This is a genomic window from Massilia sp. CFBP 13721 (assembly GCF_014842025.1).
Taxonomy (GTDB): Bacteria; Pseudomonadota; Gammaproteobacteria; order Burkholderiales; family Burkholderiaceae_D; genus Telluria.
On the sequence record NZ_JACYUY010000031.1, the window covers coordinates 25,088 to 43,264 of the forward strand.

General features: G+C 65.4%; 14 protein-coding genes. 6 read left to right on the forward strand and 8 right to left on the reverse strand.

What is annotated here, in order from left to right:
* Positions 1–2 precede the first annotated feature (2 nt).
* Positions 3–1,181: an efflux RND transporter periplasmic adaptor subunit gene (locus IFT60_RS22730; RefSeq protein ID WP_192056041.1), complete on the reverse strand. Its 1,179-nt coding sequence runs from the start codon at positions 1,179–1,181 to the stop codon at positions 3–5.
* A gap of 206 nt (positions 1,182–1,387) precedes the next feature.
* Positions 1,388–1,807: a divergent PAP2 family protein gene (locus tag IFT60_RS22735; RefSeq protein WP_192056042.1), complete on the reverse strand. Its 420-nt coding sequence runs from the start codon at positions 1,805–1,807 to the stop codon at positions 1,388–1,390.
* 179 nt (positions 1,808–1,986) lie between these two features.
* Between IFT60_RS22735 and IFT60_RS22740 the strand changes: the two genes are divergently transcribed.
* Positions 1,987–3,045 (forward strand): DUF475 domain-containing protein, encoded by a 1,059-nt coding sequence (locus IFT60_RS22740; protein ID WP_192056044.1) that lies wholly within the window; start codon positions 1,987–1,989, stop codon positions 3,043–3,045.
* 133 nt (positions 3,046–3,178) lie between these two features.
* Complete coding sequence (locus IFT60_RS22745) at positions 3,179–3,598, forward strand: DUF8785 domain-containing protein (RefSeq protein WP_192056046.1); 420 nt, start codon at positions 3,179–3,181, stop codon at positions 3,596–3,598.
* 162 nt (positions 3,599–3,760) lie between these two features.
* On the opposite strand, the gene IFT60_RS22750 is transcribed toward IFT60_RS22745, so the two are convergent.
* Positions 3,761–6,079 (reverse strand): coiled-coil domain-containing protein, encoded by a 2,319-nt coding sequence (locus tag IFT60_RS22750; RefSeq protein WP_192056048.1) that lies wholly within the window; start codon positions 6,077–6,079, stop codon positions 3,761–3,763.
* Positions 6,080–6,212: 133 nt separating this feature from the next.
* Positions 6,213–7,223, reverse strand: a complete 1,011-nt coding sequence (gene srkA, locus IFT60_RS22755; protein ID WP_192056049.1) for an SrkA family protein kinase — start codon at positions 7,221–7,223, stop codon at positions 6,213–6,215.
* Between the two features lie 116 nt (positions 7,224–7,339).
* On the opposite strand from srkA, the gene IFT60_RS22760 reads away from it, so the two are divergent.
* Positions 7,340–8,032: a UPF0149 family protein gene (locus tag IFT60_RS22760; RefSeq protein ID WP_192056050.1), complete on the forward strand. Its 693-nt coding sequence runs from the start codon at positions 7,340–7,342 to the stop codon at positions 8,030–8,032.
* Positions 8,033–8,143: 111 nt separating this feature from the next.
* Here IFT60_RS22760 and IFT60_RS22765 read toward each other — a convergent pair whose 3' ends face one another.
* On the reverse strand, positions 8,144–8,698 hold the full coding sequence (locus IFT60_RS22765) for a PEP-CTERM sorting domain-containing protein (RefSeq protein WP_192056051.1): 555 nt from the start codon (positions 8,696–8,698) through the stop codon (positions 8,144–8,146).
* A gap of 310 nt (positions 8,699–9,008) precedes the next feature.
* On the opposite strand from IFT60_RS22765, the gene IFT60_RS22770 reads away from it, so the two are divergent.
* Positions 9,009–11,204 carry an EAL domain-containing response regulator gene (locus IFT60_RS22770; protein ID WP_192056052.1) on the forward strand — a complete coding sequence of 732 codons (2,196 nt, stop codon included), beginning with the start codon at positions 9,009–9,011 and terminating at the stop codon, positions 11,202–11,204.
* Positions 11,205–11,229: 25 nt separating this feature from the next.
* Here IFT60_RS22770 and IFT60_RS22775 read toward each other — a convergent pair whose 3' ends face one another.
* Positions 11,230–12,357, reverse strand: coding sequence for an HPP family protein (locus tag IFT60_RS22775; protein WP_192056053.1), 1,128 nt, complete (start codon positions 12,355–12,357; stop codon positions 11,230–11,232).
* A 195-nt stretch (positions 12,358–12,552) separates the two neighbouring features.
* Between IFT60_RS22775 and IFT60_RS22780 the strand changes: the two genes are divergently transcribed.
* Both IFT60_RS22780 and IFT60_RS22785 read left to right on the forward strand, forming a co-directional pair.
* Entirely contained in the window at positions 12,553–13,587 is a 1,035-nt protein-coding gene (locus IFT60_RS22780; RefSeq protein ID WP_192056055.1) for an alpha/beta hydrolase, read from the forward strand.
* Positions 13,588–13,889: 302 nt separating this feature from the next.
* Positions 13,890–14,828: an MBL fold metallo-hydrolase gene (locus tag IFT60_RS22785; protein ID WP_192056058.1), complete on the forward strand. Its 939-nt coding sequence runs from the start codon at positions 13,890–13,892 to the stop codon at positions 14,826–14,828.
* Between the two features lie 4 nt (positions 14,829–14,832).
* Here the strand turns inward: IFT60_RS22785 and IFT60_RS22790 are convergent, their stop codons facing one another.
* Positions 14,833–17,307 carry a hybrid sensor histidine kinase/response regulator gene (locus IFT60_RS22790; RefSeq protein ID WP_197986435.1) on the reverse strand — a complete coding sequence of 825 codons (2,475 nt, stop codon included), beginning with the start codon at positions 17,305–17,307 and terminating at the stop codon, positions 14,833–14,835.
* 245 nt (positions 17,308–17,552) lie between these two features.
* On the reverse strand, positions 17,553–18,083 hold the full coding sequence (gene orn / locus IFT60_RS22795) for an oligoribonuclease (RefSeq protein ID WP_374001261.1): 531 nt from the start codon (positions 18,081–18,083) through the stop codon (positions 17,553–17,555).
* Positions 18,084–18,177: the final 94 nt, after the last annotated feature.

Consider the following 18,177-nt stretch of genomic DNA (forward strand, 5'->3'; position numbering starts at 1 on the left):
GCTTAGTTTCCCTTGGCCGGCGCAGTCGTGGCAACTGAGTTGGCGGCCGCGACCGTCTTGCCTACCACCGGCGTGGCGCCCGCCAGTTCGACCTTCTGGCCATCCTTCAGGTTCGAGCTCGGGTTGCGCAGCACGGTGTCGCCGGCGGCCAGGCCGGCCTTGATCTCGATGTTACCGGTGCGCTGGTCGCGCACGCCGGTCTGCAGGTCGACTTTCGACAGCTGGCCGCCCTTGACGCGCCACGTATAAGTCTTGTCGCCGGCCTTGACCATGGCGCTTTCGGGCAGCATCAACACGTTCGAGCTCTCGGCGTCGATGCGGCCTTCGGCGTACAGGCCGGCCACGCGCGGCTGCTCGCCGGTGAGCGCGACCAGCACCTCGACCTGGCGCGTGATGTTGTTGGCCGAAGCGTCGATGCGTTTCACGGTGCCGGTGAACTGCTGGCTGCCGTAGCCGTTGATGTGGTACTTGACCTGCTGGCCGACCTTGATCGTGCCGATCTTGTCGGTCGAGACGCGGCCTTCGAAGCGCATGCTGGTCGGATCGATGACTTTCACCAGCTCCTTGCCGACGGTGGCGGTGTCGCCGCTGGACACCTTGCGGTCGCTGACGATGCCGTCGAACGGCGCACGCACCATCGTGCGCGCGATCTGCTGGCGCGCCAGCGCGGCGCGGCTTTTCGCCGCCGACAGTTCGCTCAGCGCGCTGTTGCGGCGCACTTCGGCTTCGTCCTGGGCCGCGGCCGAGGTCATGCCCGAGGCGCGCAGGGTTTTCAGGCGCTCGAGCTGGCGGTTGGACTGGTCCAGCGCCTGGCTCGCCGCGGTGACGCCGGCGTCGGCCGAGACCAGGGTATCGCGGATTGCCGTTTCGTCGAGTTTCACCAGCAGGTCGCCGCGTTTGACCGGCTCGCCATTTTCCTTGAGTACCTGCAGTACCACGGCCGAGACTTCGGCACGCAGGTCGGCGCGCCGTTCGGGCTGGATCGAGCCGGTGATCACGGGACCGGAGGCAAGCGAATCGGTCGAGATCGTCAGCAAGTCTTGCGGGGCGACCAGCAGCTGGCTCGGTTTATTGTCTTTGGCATTGGCCGTGGCCCCCGGCTTGGCGGGGTCCTTGCCATCCTTGCCGCAGGCGGCCAGGGCGGACGCGATGGCGAGGACAAGTAAAGTGTTGCGCAGCATTGAAAAATCTCCCAGTTGGACTCTGACGTATTTATAGAAATTGGATGGAATCAGTCAGCGCGCAGTATCTAGGAGGCAGGCCGACCCGTCAATTGACGATCACGCCCGTTGTTATTTTGGAGGGATGAACTGCGAAATGGCGCGACGAACTGCATATGCACCTCGCCGTACGGGAGCCCGGGGCATTGCCCCGGGATAATGGATGATTATCCGCCGAACAGGTGAAACACGATAAAACCCATGCCGATGCCGGTGACGATGCCGCCGCAGATTTCGACCAGGGTGTGGCCCATGCGTTCGCGCAGTGTGGTGTGGCCGGTGACGGCGACGGCGAGGCGGTTGATGGCGGCGGCCTGGCGGCCCACGTGCTGGCGCAGGCTGTTGGCGTCGATCATCACGATGAAGGCGAGCGTTACGGCAACGCCGAAGGCCGGGTGATCGATCCCCTCGCGCAGCGCGATCAGGGTCGCCATGCTCGTAACGACCGAGCTATGGTTACTGGGAAAGCCGCCATTCCCGACCAGATTGAAGGCCCAGCGCCGCTGGCGCGCGCTATTGATCAGGAACTTGATCGGGCCGACGACCAGCCAGGTCAGCAGGGGTGTAACGAGGTAAGCGAAGTCCATGAAATCCTTGTCCAGTAGTTAAGTTCTCTCGGCCAGAATTATCGCAGAAGCAATGCCTTGTAGGGGAGCGGCACAGCGACCTGCGCTGCGCCACATCCCTTAAGCTACGGTTAAGATTGTTGAAACTGTGGCATTTCAACCAATAATCTCATTGAATCATTTGCGCGAGGGGTTTCACCATGCGGCATTTCAGGATATCCATCATTGTGACCGTCGTCCTCATGGCCCTGGCGGGCTGGTGGGGCTACGAGCACGGCGGCATGGCGGGGCTCGCCAACGCGCTCTGTATCACGGCGGTGCTCGGCGTGCTGGAAGTGTCGCTCTCGTTCGACAACGCGGTCGTCAATGCCTCGGTGCTGCGCCACTGGAACGAATTCTGGCGCAAGCTGTTCCTGACGGTCGGCATCCTGGTGGCGGTGTTCGGCATGCGCCTGCTGTTCCCGCTGGTGATCGTGTCGGTCGCCACCGGTCTCGGCCTGCTCGACGTCTGGCACATGGCGATCGAGACGCCGAACGAATATTCGCGCCACCTGACCGAGCACCATGCCGAGGTCTCGGCCTTTGGCGGCGCTTTCCTGATGCTGGTGTTCCTGAACTTCCTGTTCGACGACCAGAAGGAACTGCACTGGCTCGGCTGGATCGAGGAAAAGGTCGGCAAGTACGGTTCGGAAGGCCTGGCCACGCTGCTGACCCTGCTCGCAGTGTTCTTCGCGATGACCCTGATGCCCGAGGCGCGCAAGCTGCCGGTGCTGATCGCCGGCGTGACCGGGGTGCTGATCTATATCGGCGTCAACTGGATCAGCGGCCTGCTGGAAGAAGAGGAAGAAGACCCGGCCATCGGCAAGATGATTTCCCAGGGCAGTATCGGCGGCTTCCTGTACCTGGAAGTGCTGGACGCCTCGTTCAGTTTCGACGGCGTGATCGGCGCCTTTGCCATCACCAACGACGTCGTCATCATCATGCTGGGCCTGGCGATCGGCGCGATGTTCGTGCGTTCGATGACGGTGTTCCTGGTCTACAAGGGCACGCTGCAGGAGTTCGTCTACCTCGAACATGGCGCCCATTATGCGATCGGCATCCTGGCGCTGATCATGTTCGCCAACGTTCACTATCACATTCCGGAATGGTTCACGGGCCTGTCGGGGCTGGCGTTCATCGTGGTGTCGCTGTGGTCGTCGATCCGCTACCGCAAGCGCGCCGAGCTGGAAGGAGCGCATGAGAAAGAAGAAATTGCTTAGATGCGCTTAAGCCCTCCTTAAACGACGGCGCGCATGCGCCCTGCCATTTTGACAATCGGGGCGCGCGTGGCAGAATGACGCCACCGCGCCGCCGAGCGCCCTCTTCCACCATTCCACCATTTCTCTCGACACCATGCCGAAAGCCCTGCCGCCACGCGCCATCGCCATCCTGCTGTCCCTCGTCGCCGCCCTGGTGGTCATCGGCGGCATCTATACCTGGTTCACGCTGACCTGGTCGTATTCCGAAGGCACGCGTGCCGGCTACCTGCAAAAGTTTTCGAAAAAGGGTTGGCTGTGCAAGACCTGGGAAGGCGAAATCCTGCTCTCGAGCATGCCGGGCGCGATTCCCGAACGCTTCGCCTTTACCGTGCGCGACGACAGTCTGGTGCAAAAGCTGCAGTCGACCATGGGCCAGCGCGTCGAGATCAGCTACGAGCAGCACAAGGGCGTGCCGACCAGCTGCTTTGGCGAGACCGAGTATTTTGTCGAGACGGTGAATACCGGGCCGGTGTCGCCGGTGTCGCCGAGCGATGCGCCGCAGGTGGCGCGGTGATATGAAGTGTGAATCACCAGCATTCGGTGATTTGTTACGCAAATCGTAGGGTGGACGGGTCCCCCGTCCACGCGTAAACGGCGCAAAAGAAGTACGCCGCAATACATACGTGCGTCGAACGCGTGGACGGCAAAGCCGTCCACCCTACACATCTCTTACGCCCTACTCCCCGCTCGACCTTCTCTGGTGCATGATCACCTCCGCCAGCCTGGCCGCCGCCTGCTGCGCCGACGGCTGCTTCTTCAAGCGCCCCAGCACTTCGCGCGTGATGTTTTCCGATGCGGTGCGCTGGCGCACTTCGGCGTGGCGTTCGTTAATGGCGTCTTCGGTGGCCGACAGTTCGGCGGCCTGCTCTTCCAGCCGCTTCGTTTCCAGCGCCAGCAGTTCGCGGCGGGCGTCGGCCATCTGGTGCGTGGTGGCGGCGGTGCGGCGCTGCATCTCGGCGTGGGCCTGGGCGTGTTTCAGCAGCGCGCGCTGGGCGTCGCGTTTTTCCAGTGCCGCCTCCGCCGCGGCGCGTTCCGCCAGTTCGTGTTCGCGCGCCAGGCGCGCCGTTTCTTCTTCGGCTTCCTGGCGCACGCGCGCGGCCAGCGCCGCTTCCTGTTCGGAGGCCAGGCGCGCCGCCGCCGCGGCGTTCGCGCGCGTGTCGCGTTCCAGCTGTTCCTGCTGCGCCGCCAGCTGCTGCTCGGCCAGCGCCAGCGCTTCGCGTCCCGCCGCGACCGCCTCGCGCTCGGCTTCGAGCGCTGCTTCGGTGGCCGCCAGGCGTGCACTCTCGGCGGCGGCGCGTTGCGCCTGCAGGCGCGCCAGTTCGGCGGCGGCATCGGCTTCGGCCTGGGCCGCGCTAGCGGCGGCTTCGCGCTGCGCCGCTTCCTCGATCACGCTGTCGGCCTGCAGGCGCTGGGCGTCGAGCGCTGCCTGCTGCGCCGCCACGGCGCGCCGCTCGGCATCGGCTTGCTCGCGTAGCGAGGCCGCCTGGGCTGCATCGAGCTCGGCGCGTGCGGCGGCCAGTTGCGTCATTTCCTGCTCGGCCTGCAGCCGCTCCTGGATCTGCGCCAGCGCCGCGCTTTCGGCGTCAAGCCGGGCGCGCTCGGCGGCGGCCAGGGTCTCGGCCTGCTGTGCGCGCGCTACGGCCAGCGCTGCCGCCTGTTGTTCCTGCGCGAGTGCGTCGGCGGCCAGCCCCAGTTCGGCTTCTTGCGCGGCGTTGGCGCGTGCGCGCGCATCGGCCGCGGCCTGGGCCTGGGCGGCGCGCTCCTCGGCCAGGGCGCGTTCGCGTTCCTGTTCCCTGGTGTCGGCGTCGGCTGCCAGCGCGGCGGCGCGGTCGGCCTCGGCACGCCGGCGCGCGTGTTCGACCGCGGCCGCTTCGGCCTGCACGCGCGTGTCCACTTCGAGGCCGGCTTCGTGTTCGGCTTCGGCGCGCGCCAGCGCCAGTTCGCGCAACTGGCGGTCGGCCTCGATGCGCGCTTCGGTGGCCTCGGCGATGCGCGCTTCGGCTTCGCGCCGTGCTGCGGCGGTGGCGGCGGCGGTTTGCTCGAGTCGCTCACGGTGGATGGCGGCGTCGCGCAATTCCTTTTCCAGCTGCAGGCGCGCGCGCAGGGTGTCGGCGGCGACCTTGGTCGAATCGGCCTGCGACTGCGCGATCGATGCCCGTTCGTGTTCGACGTGGGCCAGGGCGCGTGCTTCTTCCAGCGCACGCGCTTCGGCGGTGGCGCGGGCAAAGGCCGAGGCCAGCGCGACCTGGTCGGCGCGCTCGCGCTGCAGCGCCAGTTCCAGTGCTTCGGCTTCGACCTCGGCCAGCTTTTCGGCGGTCTGGCGCGCGGCCTTTTCGGCCCGTTCGCGTTCGCGCGCCAGCACGGCCACGCGCGCATCGGCGCTGGCGCTGTGCAGCACCTCTTCGCGCGCCGCCTGCACGGCGGCGACGCGTTCGGCGGCCTGGCGCCGCGCTTCCTCGGTTTGCACCAGCAGTTCTTCGGCGGCGCGCGCGGCTTCCTGGGCCATCGCCGCTTCGGCTTCCATCTGCTCGGCGGCGCGGCGGCGCGCTTCGTCGGCGGCGCGCGCACGCGCTTCGACGGCCAGGCGCCCTTCGGTATCGGCCTGCACGCGGGCGCGCAATTCGGCGGTCTCGATGCGCATCGCTTCCAGGCGTTCGCTCGAGGCCTGGGCGGCGGCGCGCAGGGTTTCCAGGCGGTCGCGATTGAGTTCGATGACTTCTTCCGAGGCCTGGGCATTGGCCAGGGCGGCGGCGGCGGCGGCGCCGTCGAGCGCCGCGCGCTCCTCGGCCAGCGAACGGGCGCGCGCCTCGGCATGGGCGCGCGTTTCGGCGGCGACGTTGGCTTTCGCTTCGGCTTCCACGCGGGCGATGGCTTCCTTGATCGCCATCTTTTCGACGGCGCCCCGGTCGGCCGGCGCGGTCTGGGGAACCGGCGCCGCGTGCGAGGCGGGCATGTCGATGGTGAAGTCGGTATCGTCGTGTGGGGTCGGTTCCATGATGGCTCTCGGGTTGTCGCGGGCACTAAAGCGGTCGCTAAGTTTGCTGACTCATTATCAACGAAACCCGACAATCATGGCACGCCGAACTGCGCGATGAAATCGGCGCAATTCGGCGCTTAAACTGCTGAGTTCAAACCGGCCACAGCGGCGGCTCGTCCATCAGCGCCACCTGCTCGCGCAATTCGAGAATCCGGTCCTGCCAGTAACGCTGCGTGTTAAACCACGGGAAGGCGGCGGGGAACGCCGGATCGTCCCAGCGCATCGCCAGCCAGCCTGCGTAATGGATCAGGCGCAGGGTGCGCAGGGCTTCGACCAGGTACAGCTGGCGCGGGTCGAAATCGCAAAAGTCTTCGTAGCCGGCCAGGACGTCGCTCATCTGGCGCACCATGTCGCCGCGCTCGCCCGAGAGCAGCATCCACAGGTCCTGCACGGCCGGTCCCATGCGGCTGTCGTCGAAGTCGACGAAATGCGGGCCGTCGCCGGTCCACAGCACGTTGCCGCCGTGGCAGTCGCCGTGCAGGCGCAGGGTCGGCTGCGCGCCGGCACGTTCGTAGCAGCGCGCCACGCCGGCCAGTGCCTGCTCGACCACGCTGGCGTAGGTCGCGCGCAGTTCGTGCGGCAGGAAATCGTGGCGGACCAGGAAATCGAAGGGCTCGCGCCCGAAGGTGTGCGGATTGAGTTCGGGCCGCAGCAGGTAGGGCTTCACTGCGCCCACCGCGTGGATGCGGCCGATGAAGCGCCCCATCCACTCCAGCGTATCCGGGTCGCCCAGCTCGGGTGCGCGGCCGCCACGGCGCGGAAAGACGGCGAAACGGAAACCGTCGAATTCGTGCAGGGTACGGCCATCGATGCTCAAGGCCGGCACTACCGGGATTTCGTGTTCGACCAGTTCGGCGACAAAAGCATGTTCTTCCAGGATGGCGGCGTCGCTCCAGCGCTCGGGACGATAAAACTTGACCACCACCGGCTCGCCTTCGTCGCGCCCGACCTGGTAGACCCGGTTTTCATAGCTGTTCAAGGCCAGCAGGCGGCCGTCGCCGTGCAGGCCGACACTGTCGACGGCGTCGAGCACGCGGCTGGGGTCGAGCCGCGAGAACGGGTGCGCCGCGGATTTTGCGGAAGAAATAGACTCGTTGTGCATATCAGCATTGTACGGCGCGGCGCGTTATTTCGTACGCTCGCCGCCTTCCAGGCGTTACACTGGCGGACTTCACGACGGACTTCACGAATACAGCGCCAACCTTTTAAGAGCACACCATGCAACTCGAACAGCCCCTCAGCGAAAAAGAATTCGACGAACTCGACCAGTTCCTCCTCTCCGAGCGCAGCCCGGAAGACGCGATGACGATGGACACCCTGCACGGCTACCTGACCGCGATCGCGATCGGCCCGGAAACCATCATGCCGGCCGAATGGCTGCCGCGCGTCTGGGGCCAGGATGGCACCGCCGCGCCGACCTGGAAGAACGGCAAGGAAGAAGAGCGCATCCTCAACCTGATCATGCGTTTCATGAACGAAGTGCTGATCACCTTCGAAGTCGCGCCGAAGGAATTCGAGCCGCTCTACTGCGAGCACGAGCACAACGGCCAGACCCTGATCGACGCCGAAGCCTGGTGCTGGGGCTTCTGGGAAGGCATGGAACTGCGTCCGGGGTCGTGGCAGCCGATCTGGGAATCCGAGGTCGCCGAACTGATGCGCCCCCTGTACCTGCTGGGCGCCGACGAGATCGAGGAAGAAGAACTGCCGCTGGTCGAAGACCCGGCCAAGGCGCACCAGCTGGCGCTGCAGATCGAAGCGAACCTGCCGGCCATCTACCGTTTCTGGCTGCCCCTGCGCAAGGCTGCGGTGGAAACCGTGCGCCACGAGACGCCGAAGGTCGGGCGCAACGACGACTGCCCTTGCGGCAGCGGCAAGAAGTTCAAGAAGTGCTGCGGAGCCGAATCGGCATAATCGCAGCACGCCACCGCTGTAAAAGAAAAGCCCGGGAATACCGGGCTTTTTGCTTTCCAGTCCGAATAAAAGCGGCTGCCCGCAGGCAGCCGCGATCTGCTCGGAAATGACTCAGGACTTGCGGCGCATGCCGGCGATACCGGCCAGGCCCAGGCCCAGTAGCGCCAGGCTCATCGGCTCTGGAACGTCGGCAGGAGCGACGACCTGGCGGCTGGTTTGCGCGAGCAGGCTCGACGACTCGACATTGAACGAGCCGTTGCCCTTGGTGATGCTGACGCTCAGGGTCAGCGCGCCATTCTTGTTCAGGGCGTCGATCGCCGTCTGATTCAGTTGCAGCTTCGAATAGGACAGCGAAGTCCCGTTCGGGATGTTCTTGAATTCTTGCGGCTCAGCGCCGTCCATGAGCTGGATCCCGTCCAGGAAAAACGCGAAGGTTTCGCTGCCGCCCTGGTCGCTGACATTCACGGTCAACCAGGCTGCGGTGAAGGTATCGGTTGCCTTGACGTAGTCTGCGCTGCCGTTGAAATCGAAGGTATGGCTGAATGCCTTGCTTGACGTCACTTCGAACGACTTCACCGGGCTGGCGCTGGGGATGAGGGCGGCATTGGCAATAGCCGAGCTTGCAAACAGGACAGCAGCGGCGGCGAACTTCGTGAATTGTTTCATTTCTTGAATCTCTAATGGTTAAGTGGACAACTACTCGTTCATATAAGCAATTATTGTGCCACCCGGAAACCATAGAGTGAAATAAGCAACATCTTTTGAGCAATGATGTTAATACTGTAAGAAATTCCGACAGTAAATTGTTAATTCTACCGAGCAGCTCCGGTAACTTGTTGCGTCCGTTAGAGGCAAAGATTTTTGCACGCCGTGCTTTTCAAGCATGATTTTTACCCTCAGTCGTTGTTTTTTAGATATTTAGCCACATTGTCATCATTGAACTGGTAAATTTGTCTCCTTTTTAAGAATTTATGCAATGCACGTGTCTCAAGCCAAGTCAGAAATTCTTCCGATCCCGGGGTTTGCCCCACACCTGCATGCATTCGATTCCGGCGCCGCTCAATCCCGGCTGCTGATCATCGACGACGATCCGCGCTTGCTGCATTCCCTGCATGAGTTGCTGCGCGACGATGACATACAGGTGACGACCAGCCGCACGGGCAAAGAGGCGCTGGAACAACTCGCCAGCGCACGTTTCGACCTGGTGCTGCTCGACCTGTGCCTGCCCGACGTTGGCGGTCACCGGATCATGGATGTCATCAGGCGCGAAAAGATCGACGTCGACGTCGTGGTCATCAGCGGCCGGGTCGAGATCGAAGCGGCGATCGGTGCGCTCAAGCGCGGGGCCTACGATTACGTGCGCAAGCCCTACAGCTTCGAAGAGATCCTGGCGACGGTGAGGAATGCGCTCGAGGGCCGGCGCCTGCGCCAGGCGAACCGGTATATCGCCCTCGAACTGGAAAATTCCGAGCGGATGTACCGCTACCTGGTGGACGCCTCGCCCGACATCATCTACACGCTCGACGATGAAGGGCGGTTCACCTATATCAACGACCGTGTCGGCCGCCTGCTCGGCTTCCAGCGCGAGCAGCTGATCGGCCAGCCTTACCAGGTGCTGGTGTTCGAAGACGACCTGGAACTGGCCAACCATGCCTTCAACGAACGCCGCGGCGACGAGCGCGCCGCGCGCAATATCGAACTGCGCCTGAAGTGTTCGCCACGCGCCGCCGTGCAGGACCCTGAGCAGGAAGCTGCCGTGCGCACGATCTCGCTGAACGCCTCGGGCATGTACTTGCAGGACCGGGCGAGCGACAAGCCGGGCTTCGTCGGTACCTATGGCGTCGTGCGCGACATCACCGAGCGCAAACGCGCCGAGGCGGTCATCTCGTACCAGGCCTATCACGACATCCTGACCGACCTGCCGAATCGCAGCCTGTTCCAGGACCGCCTCGGGCTGGCCCTGATCCAGGCCAAGCGCAAAAAGACCGACCTGGCCGTCATGTTCATCGACCTCGACCGTTTCAAGCTGGTGAACGACACGCTGGGGCACTTCAAGGGCGACCAGTTGCTGCAGCAGGTGGCGCGCCGCCTGAAGGCATGCCTGCGCGAAGGCGATACGCTGGCGCGCCAGGGTGGCGACGAATTCACCGTGGTGCTGCCGGACCTGCACCAGCATGACGATGCCGGCCTGGTGGCGGCCAAGATCATCGACAGCCTGCAGCAGCCTTTCCAGCTGGACGAACACACCGCCCACATCTCGGCCTCGATCGGCATCGCCGTCTATCCGGCGCACGGGGAATCGCTCGACGAACTGCTGCGCAATGCGGACACGGCGATGTACCAGGTCAAGGGCGAAGGCAAGAACGGCTTTGCCTTCTTCGACCAGTCCTCGCAGGAACTGCTGGAACGCCGGATCGCCTTCGGCCACAGCCTGCGCCGGGCGCTGGCCAACGACGAACTGGAAATGTACTACCAGCCCCAGGTCGACAGCACCGACAACCGCATCGTCGGCGTCGAGGCGCTGATCCGCTGGAACCATCCCACGCGCGGCTTGATCCTTCCCGCCGAATTCCTGCCGTACGCCGAAGAAAACGACCTGGTGGCGCCGATGTCGGACTGGATGATCGACGCCCTGTGCCGCGACGTGCACGCGTGGAAAGGGGTGTGCGGCGACCTGAAACTGTCGATCAACATCGCGCCGCAAACCCTCGATCGCGGCAGCTTCTACGACAAGATGCGCGGCGCGATCGCCGATTACGGCATCGCCCCCGGCCAGATCGAGATCGAGGTCACCGAAAACATCTGCATCGACAACCCGCACCACGCGATCGACCAGCTGCGGCGGCTGGAGCAACTCGGCGTCTCGGTGGCGATCGACGACTTCGGCATCGGCTATTCGTCGCTGGCCTACCTGCACCGGTTCCCGGTCAATACCATCAAGATCGACCAGTCCTTCATCAGGACCATCGTCGACGAGGAAGCGCACTACCCCGTCGTCCTGGCCATCATCGCGATCGCACGCGGGCTGCGCCTGAACCTGATCGCGGAAGGCGTCGAGACCGACGTGCAGGTGCGCTACCTGCGCGCGCATGGCTGCACCGTGATGCAGGGCTACCGCTTTCACCGGCCGATGCCGGTCGGGGAATTCGTGGCGCTGGTGACGGCGGGGTAAGACCCCCCGGGGTCAGGTCCGCCACTCAGGCCGCCGTCTCGAGCCGCTCTTCGCTCAGCGCCGCCAGCAAATCGGACTGGCTGACCAGGCCCACCATCGCGCCCTCCTTGTCGACGATCGCCACCTGGTGATAGCCCTTGTCGGTCAGGAGCGGCACCAGTTGCGCCAGCGGGTCGTCCACTTCCAGCGCCACCACGCGCTGCTGCATCGCGTCCTGCACGCGCAGCGCGGCGCCCGGCACCAGCTGGCGCAGGCGCGCGCCCCAGCCGAGCTGGCGCAGCACGTCTTCCTGGGCCAGCACGCCGCGCAGGTGGCGCACCTCGTCCAGGACCGGCAGCGACTGCAGGCGATAGCGCAGCAGCAGTTCGCGCGCATGCTCGACGGTGTCGCGCGGGGAGACGAACACGATCCGGGTCGACATCAGTTCGCCGCAGATGCGTTCCTTGAAGCGGCGCTGCAGCGCCAGCTGGCGCGCGTCGTCGACGATGGCGAGCAGGTCGTCGCGGCTGACGTCGAGCACTTCGCCATAGCGCCCGAGGGCCGCAACCAGGTCGTGCTCGGTGATGCCCAGGCGCGCGTTCGGCGCCGGGTCGCCGGTGCCGTGCAGGTTGCGGTCGGCGGCATGCTGGGCGTGCGGATAGCGGCGTCCGGTAAGGTTGTTGTAGAGGATGGCGGCGAGGACGATCAGGGTCGAATTCAGGGCCACGGGATTGAGCGCGAACATCCAGCCTGCTTCATGCACCGCATGGCCGCCGAGCACGGTAGTGAGCGCCACCGCGCCGCCGGGTGGGTGCAGGCAGCGCAAGGCGAACATGGCGGCGATCGCCAGGCAGCCGGCCAGCGGCGCGGCAAGCAGCGTGTCCGGCACCAGCGCGGCGCAGGCGACGCCGATCAGGGCTGACACCGTATTGCCGCCAGCCACCGGCCAGGGCTGGGCCAGCGGGCTGGCCGGCACGCAGAACAGCAGCACGGCCGAGGCGCCCATCGGGGCGATCAGCCAGGACGCCTGCTCAGGCGCCAGCACATGGGTCAGGAGTGCGGTGACGAACAGGCCGACACAGGCGCCGATGGTGGCGCGGATGCGTTCGGGTTTACTACTGGGAAGGGGCTGCGGCAGGAAGCCATGCAGCCATTGCTGAAATATTGCGCGCATAAAACTGCAAAGAGCAAAGACCGCAATTACACCACATCGGCCTCGCAACCGCAGGCCCTCGCGAGAATCCTCAAATATGTCAAATGCGCGTTCGCGCACGGACGGACGAGCTCGCTCTCTTCATCCTGTGCACTGAACTCACCTGCGACGCACCGCGCCGCATGATGTCAAATTCGACAAAAAAAGGAGCCCTCCATGAAGAAAGCACTGCCACTCACGCTGCTCGCCGGCGCCGCCCTCCTCGCCACCAGCGCCTGGGCCCAGTCCAACAAGCCGCCGAAAGCCGATGCGCACATGCAGAAGGTGCTCGACGCCCACGCCGCCCTGAACCCGAAGCCGATCGAAACCCTGACGCCGGACGAGGCGCGCAAGCAGCCGACGCCGGCCGACGCCGTGAAAAAAGTCCTGACCGACATGAAGAAATCGACCGCGCCGGAACCCGGCGTGACGGTGAAAACAATGACGGTCGGCAGCGGCGCCGCCAGCTTCCCGGTCCACATCTACACCCCTGAAGGCAAGGGGCCGTTCCCGGTGATGGTGTACTACCACGGCGGCGGCTTCGTGATCGCCGACACCAAGGTGTACGACGCCAGCCCGCGCGCACTGGCGAAGATGGCCAACGCCATCATGGTCTCGGTCGACTACCGCCGCGCGCCGGAACACAAGTTCCCGGCCGCGCCGAACGACGCCTTTGCCGCCTACCAGTGGACAATCGAGCACGCACGCGAATTCAACGGCGACCCGGCCCGCGTCGCGGTCGGCGGCGAGAGCGCGGGCGGCAACCTGGCGACCGTGGTGTCGATGATGGCGCGCGATAAACAGGTGGCGCTGCCGCTGCACCAGCTGCTGGTGTATCCGGTGGTGAACGACGACATGAACACGCCGTCGTACCAGAAGAATGCCGAGGCCAAGCCGCTCAACAAGGCGATGATGGCCTGGTTCTTCGGCCACTACGGCGGCGACCCGAAGAGCCCGTATGCGCTGCCGATGAAGGCGGCGTCGCTCAAGGGACTGCCGCCGGCGACGATCATCGCGGCCGAGATCGACCCGCTGCTGTCCGAGGGCAAGGCGTACGCCGACAAGCTCAAGAAGGATGGCGTGGCCGTCAGCTACAAGGAGTACAAGGGCGTGACGCACGAGTTCTTCGGCATGGGCGCGGTGGTGCCGAAGGCGAAGGAGGCGGAGCAGTTTGCGGCGGATGCGTTGAAGAAGGCGTTCAAAGCCAAGTAATTTTGCTTCGGCACCGGTGGTGACGTTGCCACCGGTGCCGGCGGTGTACCGCGTGGAGTCGGGACTCCACCCTACGAGGATGTGAAAAAATCGCCATGGCTGCGTTGCCTCGTCTCGCCGTACACTCGTACTGTCTTCGACTCGGCGCCGGGCGGCCGTATCCCTTGCCCTGACGTTTTTTTCACATCCTCTACGGATCGCGCAAATCGTAGGGTGGAGTCCTGACTCCACGCGTTTACGGCGCTTGCATTTCGTTGGCATGGTTGATATACGATATACAACCATTACTCAACGGAGAATCCATGAACCGCCCTGCCCTGTGCCTGCTCGCCGCCCTGATCGCCGCACCGTCGTTCGCCGCCGCGCCGATGGCAAAAACCCCGGCCCCCGGCTACTTCCGCATGATGCTGGGCGACTTCGAGGTCACGCCGCTGTCCGACGGCACCGTCGACCTGCCGGTCGACAAGCTGCTGGCGCAAAAGGCCGACAAGACCAACGCTACGCTGGCGCGAGCGCACCTGAAAGCGCCGCTGGAAACCTCGGACAACGCCTTTCTGGTCAACACCGGCAGCAAGCTGATCCTGATCGACACCGGCGCCGGCGTGCTGTTCGGGCCGACCCTGGGCAAGCTCCAGGCGAGCCTGAAGGCGGCCGGCTACACCCCGGAACAAGTCGACGAGGTGTATCTCACCCACATGCACAGCGACCACCTGGGCGGCCTTACCGCGCAGTCGAAGGCGGCCTTCCCGAACGCGCTCGTGCGCGCGTCGAAAGTGGAAGCCGACCACTGGCTGAACCAATCAAAAATGGACAAGGCGCCCGCCGACGGCAAGGGCACGTTCAAAAATGCGATGGCCGCACTCGACCCGTACGTCAAAGCCGGCAAATTCAAGACCTTCGAGGGCGACGTCGAGCTCGCGCCGGGCATCCGTGCCCAGGGCGGGCACGGCCACACGCCGGGCCACACGACCTATGTGATCGAAAGCCGCGGCCGCAAGATGGTGGCGATCGGCGACCTGATCCACGTGGCGGCGGTGCAGTTCGAGGATCCGGCGGTGACGATCGAATTCGACGGCGACCAGAAAGCAGCAGCCGCGGCGCGCAAGCGACTGTTCGATGCGGCGGCCAAGGATGGCGCCCTGGTCGGCGGCGCCCACCTGCAATTCCCAGGCCTGGGCTACCTGCGCACCGAAGGAAAAGGCTACCGCTGGATACCGGTGAATTACACCCAGATGCGTTAAAAATCTAGGCAGCGGCCGGCGCCCTTGCGATCGTCGCCAGCACGCGCGCCAGTTCCTCGAACGCCACCGGCTTGACCAGGTGGTGGGAAAACTCGGCCGCGAGCGAGGCGCGGCGGTCGTGTTCCTGGCCGTAGCCGGACACGGCGATCAGCACACTGTGCGCCGTTTCCGGCTGCGCGCGCAGGCGCCGCGCCAGTTCGTTGCCGTCGACGTCGGGCAGGCCGATGTCGAGCAGGCAGGCGTCGGGACGGGCGCTGCGCGCCAGTTCCGGCGCGCGCAGCGACTCGTGTTCGATGAAGACCTCGTGGCCCTGGCCTTCGAGCAGCAGCGCGAGCATGGTGGCGGCGTCGACGTTGTCGTCGACCACCAGCAGTGTCAGCCCCGCGGTGGCTGCGACCGCCGTCGCTTGCTGCGGCGCCAGCGCGCCGGCCGCCGGCGCCGCCAGCGGCAAGCTCACCGTGAAAGTACTGCCCTGTCCCGGACCGGCACTGGCGCAGCCGACCGTGCCGCCATGCAGCGCCACCAGGTTGCGCACCAGCGCCAGGCCGAGCCCGAGGCCGCCCTGCGAGCAGTCCGAACTGCGTTTGGCCTGGGCGAACAGGTCGAAGGCGCGCTCGGTCAGTTCGCGCTCCATGCCGATGCCCTCGTCGCGCACCGCCAGCAGCGCCTGGCCGTCGGTCGCCTGCAACTCGACCTCGATCGCGCGTTCGTCCGGCGTGTACTTGACCGCGTTGCCGAGCAGGTTCGAGACCACCTGCACCAGGCGCGCGCGGTCGCCCTCGACGACCAGCGGCAGTGGCGGCAGGTGCAGCGACAGGCGCTGGCGCCGCGCCGCCAGTTGCGGGCGCACCTGCTCGGCGGCTTCGTCGACGATGGTGCGCAGGTCGAGGGGGGTGCGCTGCAGTTCGATCAGGCCGCGCGTGACGCGCGAGACGTCCAGCAGATCGTCCACCAGGCGCGTCATGTGGCGCACCTGGCGGCCGATGATGGCGCTACTCTGGCGCACCCGGGTTTCGCTCTGCGCCCCCATGTCGAGCAGCGTGGCGGCCGCGCTGATCGGCGCCAGCGGGTTGCGCAGTTCGTGCGCCAGCATGGCCAGGAACTCGTCCTTGCGCTGGTCGGCCATCTTGAGGCCCTCTTCGGCGCGCTTGCGGTCGGTGATTTCGCGGAAGAAGATGGCGACCCCGCCGTCCTGGGTGGGGAAGGCGCGGATTTCGTTCCAGCCGCGCCGTCCTCCGACCGGGGCCAGCGGATGCTCGACGCTGCCGGCCACGCGCTCGTTCATTGCCCGGTGCAGCATGGCGGCCGCCGGCGTGCCTTCGACCTCGGGAAACAGCTGCCAGTGGTTCTTGCCGATCACCTGCTCCGCCGCCAGTCCGCAGATGCGCAAGCCTTCGGCATTCATTTCCAGCATGGTCCAGTGGCGGTCGGCCAGGCCGAAGCCTTCGCCGATGGTGTCGAAGATGTAGCGGCTGCGGTCGCGCTCGGCGCGCAGTTCGGCCTGGACGCGCGCCGTATCGAGCGCGGCCCAGGTGCGCCCGGCCGTATCGCGTGTGAAGCGCTCGTCGTCCTCGCTCCAGTGATAGGGCGCGGCGCGGTTCAGGCTGAGGAAGGCGACCAGGCGACCATCGCGCACCAGCGGCACGGTCAGCAGCGCGCCGATCCGCTCTTCGCGGTAGCGTTCGGGGAAGCCGGCGGTGCGTGGGTCGGTGCCGGTGTCGTCGATGATCAGGGTCTGGCCGGCACGCAGCGCCGTGAACAGCGTCGGGCCGAAATCGTCGATCGCAAAGCGTTCGCGCGACAGTTCGGCAACGCCGGCGCCGGTCCACTGGCGCAGGCTGACGAAGGTGCCGGCGGCGTCGTCCACCTCACCGTACAGCGCACGCGACAAGCCGAGTTCTTCGCCCAGCAGGGCCACGGCCGTGCCCAGCACCTCGGCCGGGGCGCCGAGCGGGCGCAAGGCGTCGGACAGCTTCAGTTCCAGCGCGGCGCGGCGTTCGGCCTGCACGCGGCTGGTCGTTTCCATGACGGTGCAATACATGCCGGCCACGCGCCCGGCGCCGTCGTGCAGCGGCGAATACGAGAAGGTGAAATAGCCCTGCTCCGGAAAGCCCTGGCGTACCACGGTCAGCGGCAGGTCCTGGTGGAAGGCGGACTTGTTCGACAGCGCGCGGTCGATGATCGGCACCAGGTCGCTCCAGATCTCGGCCCAGATTTGCTGAAAAGGTTGTGCCAGCGCCTGCGGATGCTTGGCGCCGAGGATGATCGCGTAGGCGTCGTTGTACAGGAAGCGCAGGTCCGGTCCCCAGGCGACGAACATCGGGAAGGCCGAATTGAGCGACATGCCGACCGCAGTCGTCAGTTCGGGCGGCCAGCATTCGGGATCGCCGAGCGGATTGCTGCGCCAGTCGTGGGCGGCCAGCAGCGCGCGCACGCCGGTGCGGGGAATCGAGGGATCGTTGGGAAAGAGGCCGGGCATGGCCGGGATTGTCCCACAGTCAGGCAGTAGTCGGAGCTTCAATTGCTCCGGGTTCATTGATTACAGACCCGTAGGGTGGGCGGCTCCACCTCTTCGGTGGGGTATCCACGGCATGCGCGCCGCCCACGCGTTCAACCGGCCGTCGATCCGTCGCGAAGTCTCAAGATGGGGTTGAACGCGTGGGCGGCATTCGGGCAGCGGTCAGGCATGTGTCCGGGTATAGCCGCCCACCCTACGGGTTTCGATCAAATCTTGATAAAGTGTTCGCGGTAGTACTTCAGTTCCTCGACCGACTCGATGATGTCGGCCAGCGCCGTGTGCTTTTGGTGCTTCTTGAATCCGGACGCCAGTTCCGGCTTCCAGCGGCGGCACAATTCCTTCAGCGTCGACACGTCCAGGTTACGGTAGTGGAAGAAGGCTTCCAGCTTCGGCATGCCGCGCGCCATGAAGCGGCGGTCCTGGCAGATGGTGTTGCCGCACATCGGCGACTTGTTGGCCGGGACGAAGTTCTTGAGGAAGGCGATCAGCGCGACTTCGGCGTCGGCTTCGGTCACGGTCGATGCCTTGACGCGGTCGATCAGGCCCGACTTGCCGTGCGTGCCCTTGTTCCAGTTGTCCATCTTGTTCAACGTTTCGTCCGACTGGTGGATCGCGAAGACCGGACCTTCGGCCAGCACGTTCAGGTGCATGTCGGTGACGACGACGGCGATCTCGATGATGCGGTCGGTATCCGGATCGAGGCCGGTCATTTCCATGTCGACCCAGACCAGGTTCATGTCGTTGGGACGCTGGGCGGTGGACGCAGGGGTTGCTGGTGCGGCGGATTCGGTTGGGTGTGACATAATTCTCTCTTTGCCTAATCAATCCTGC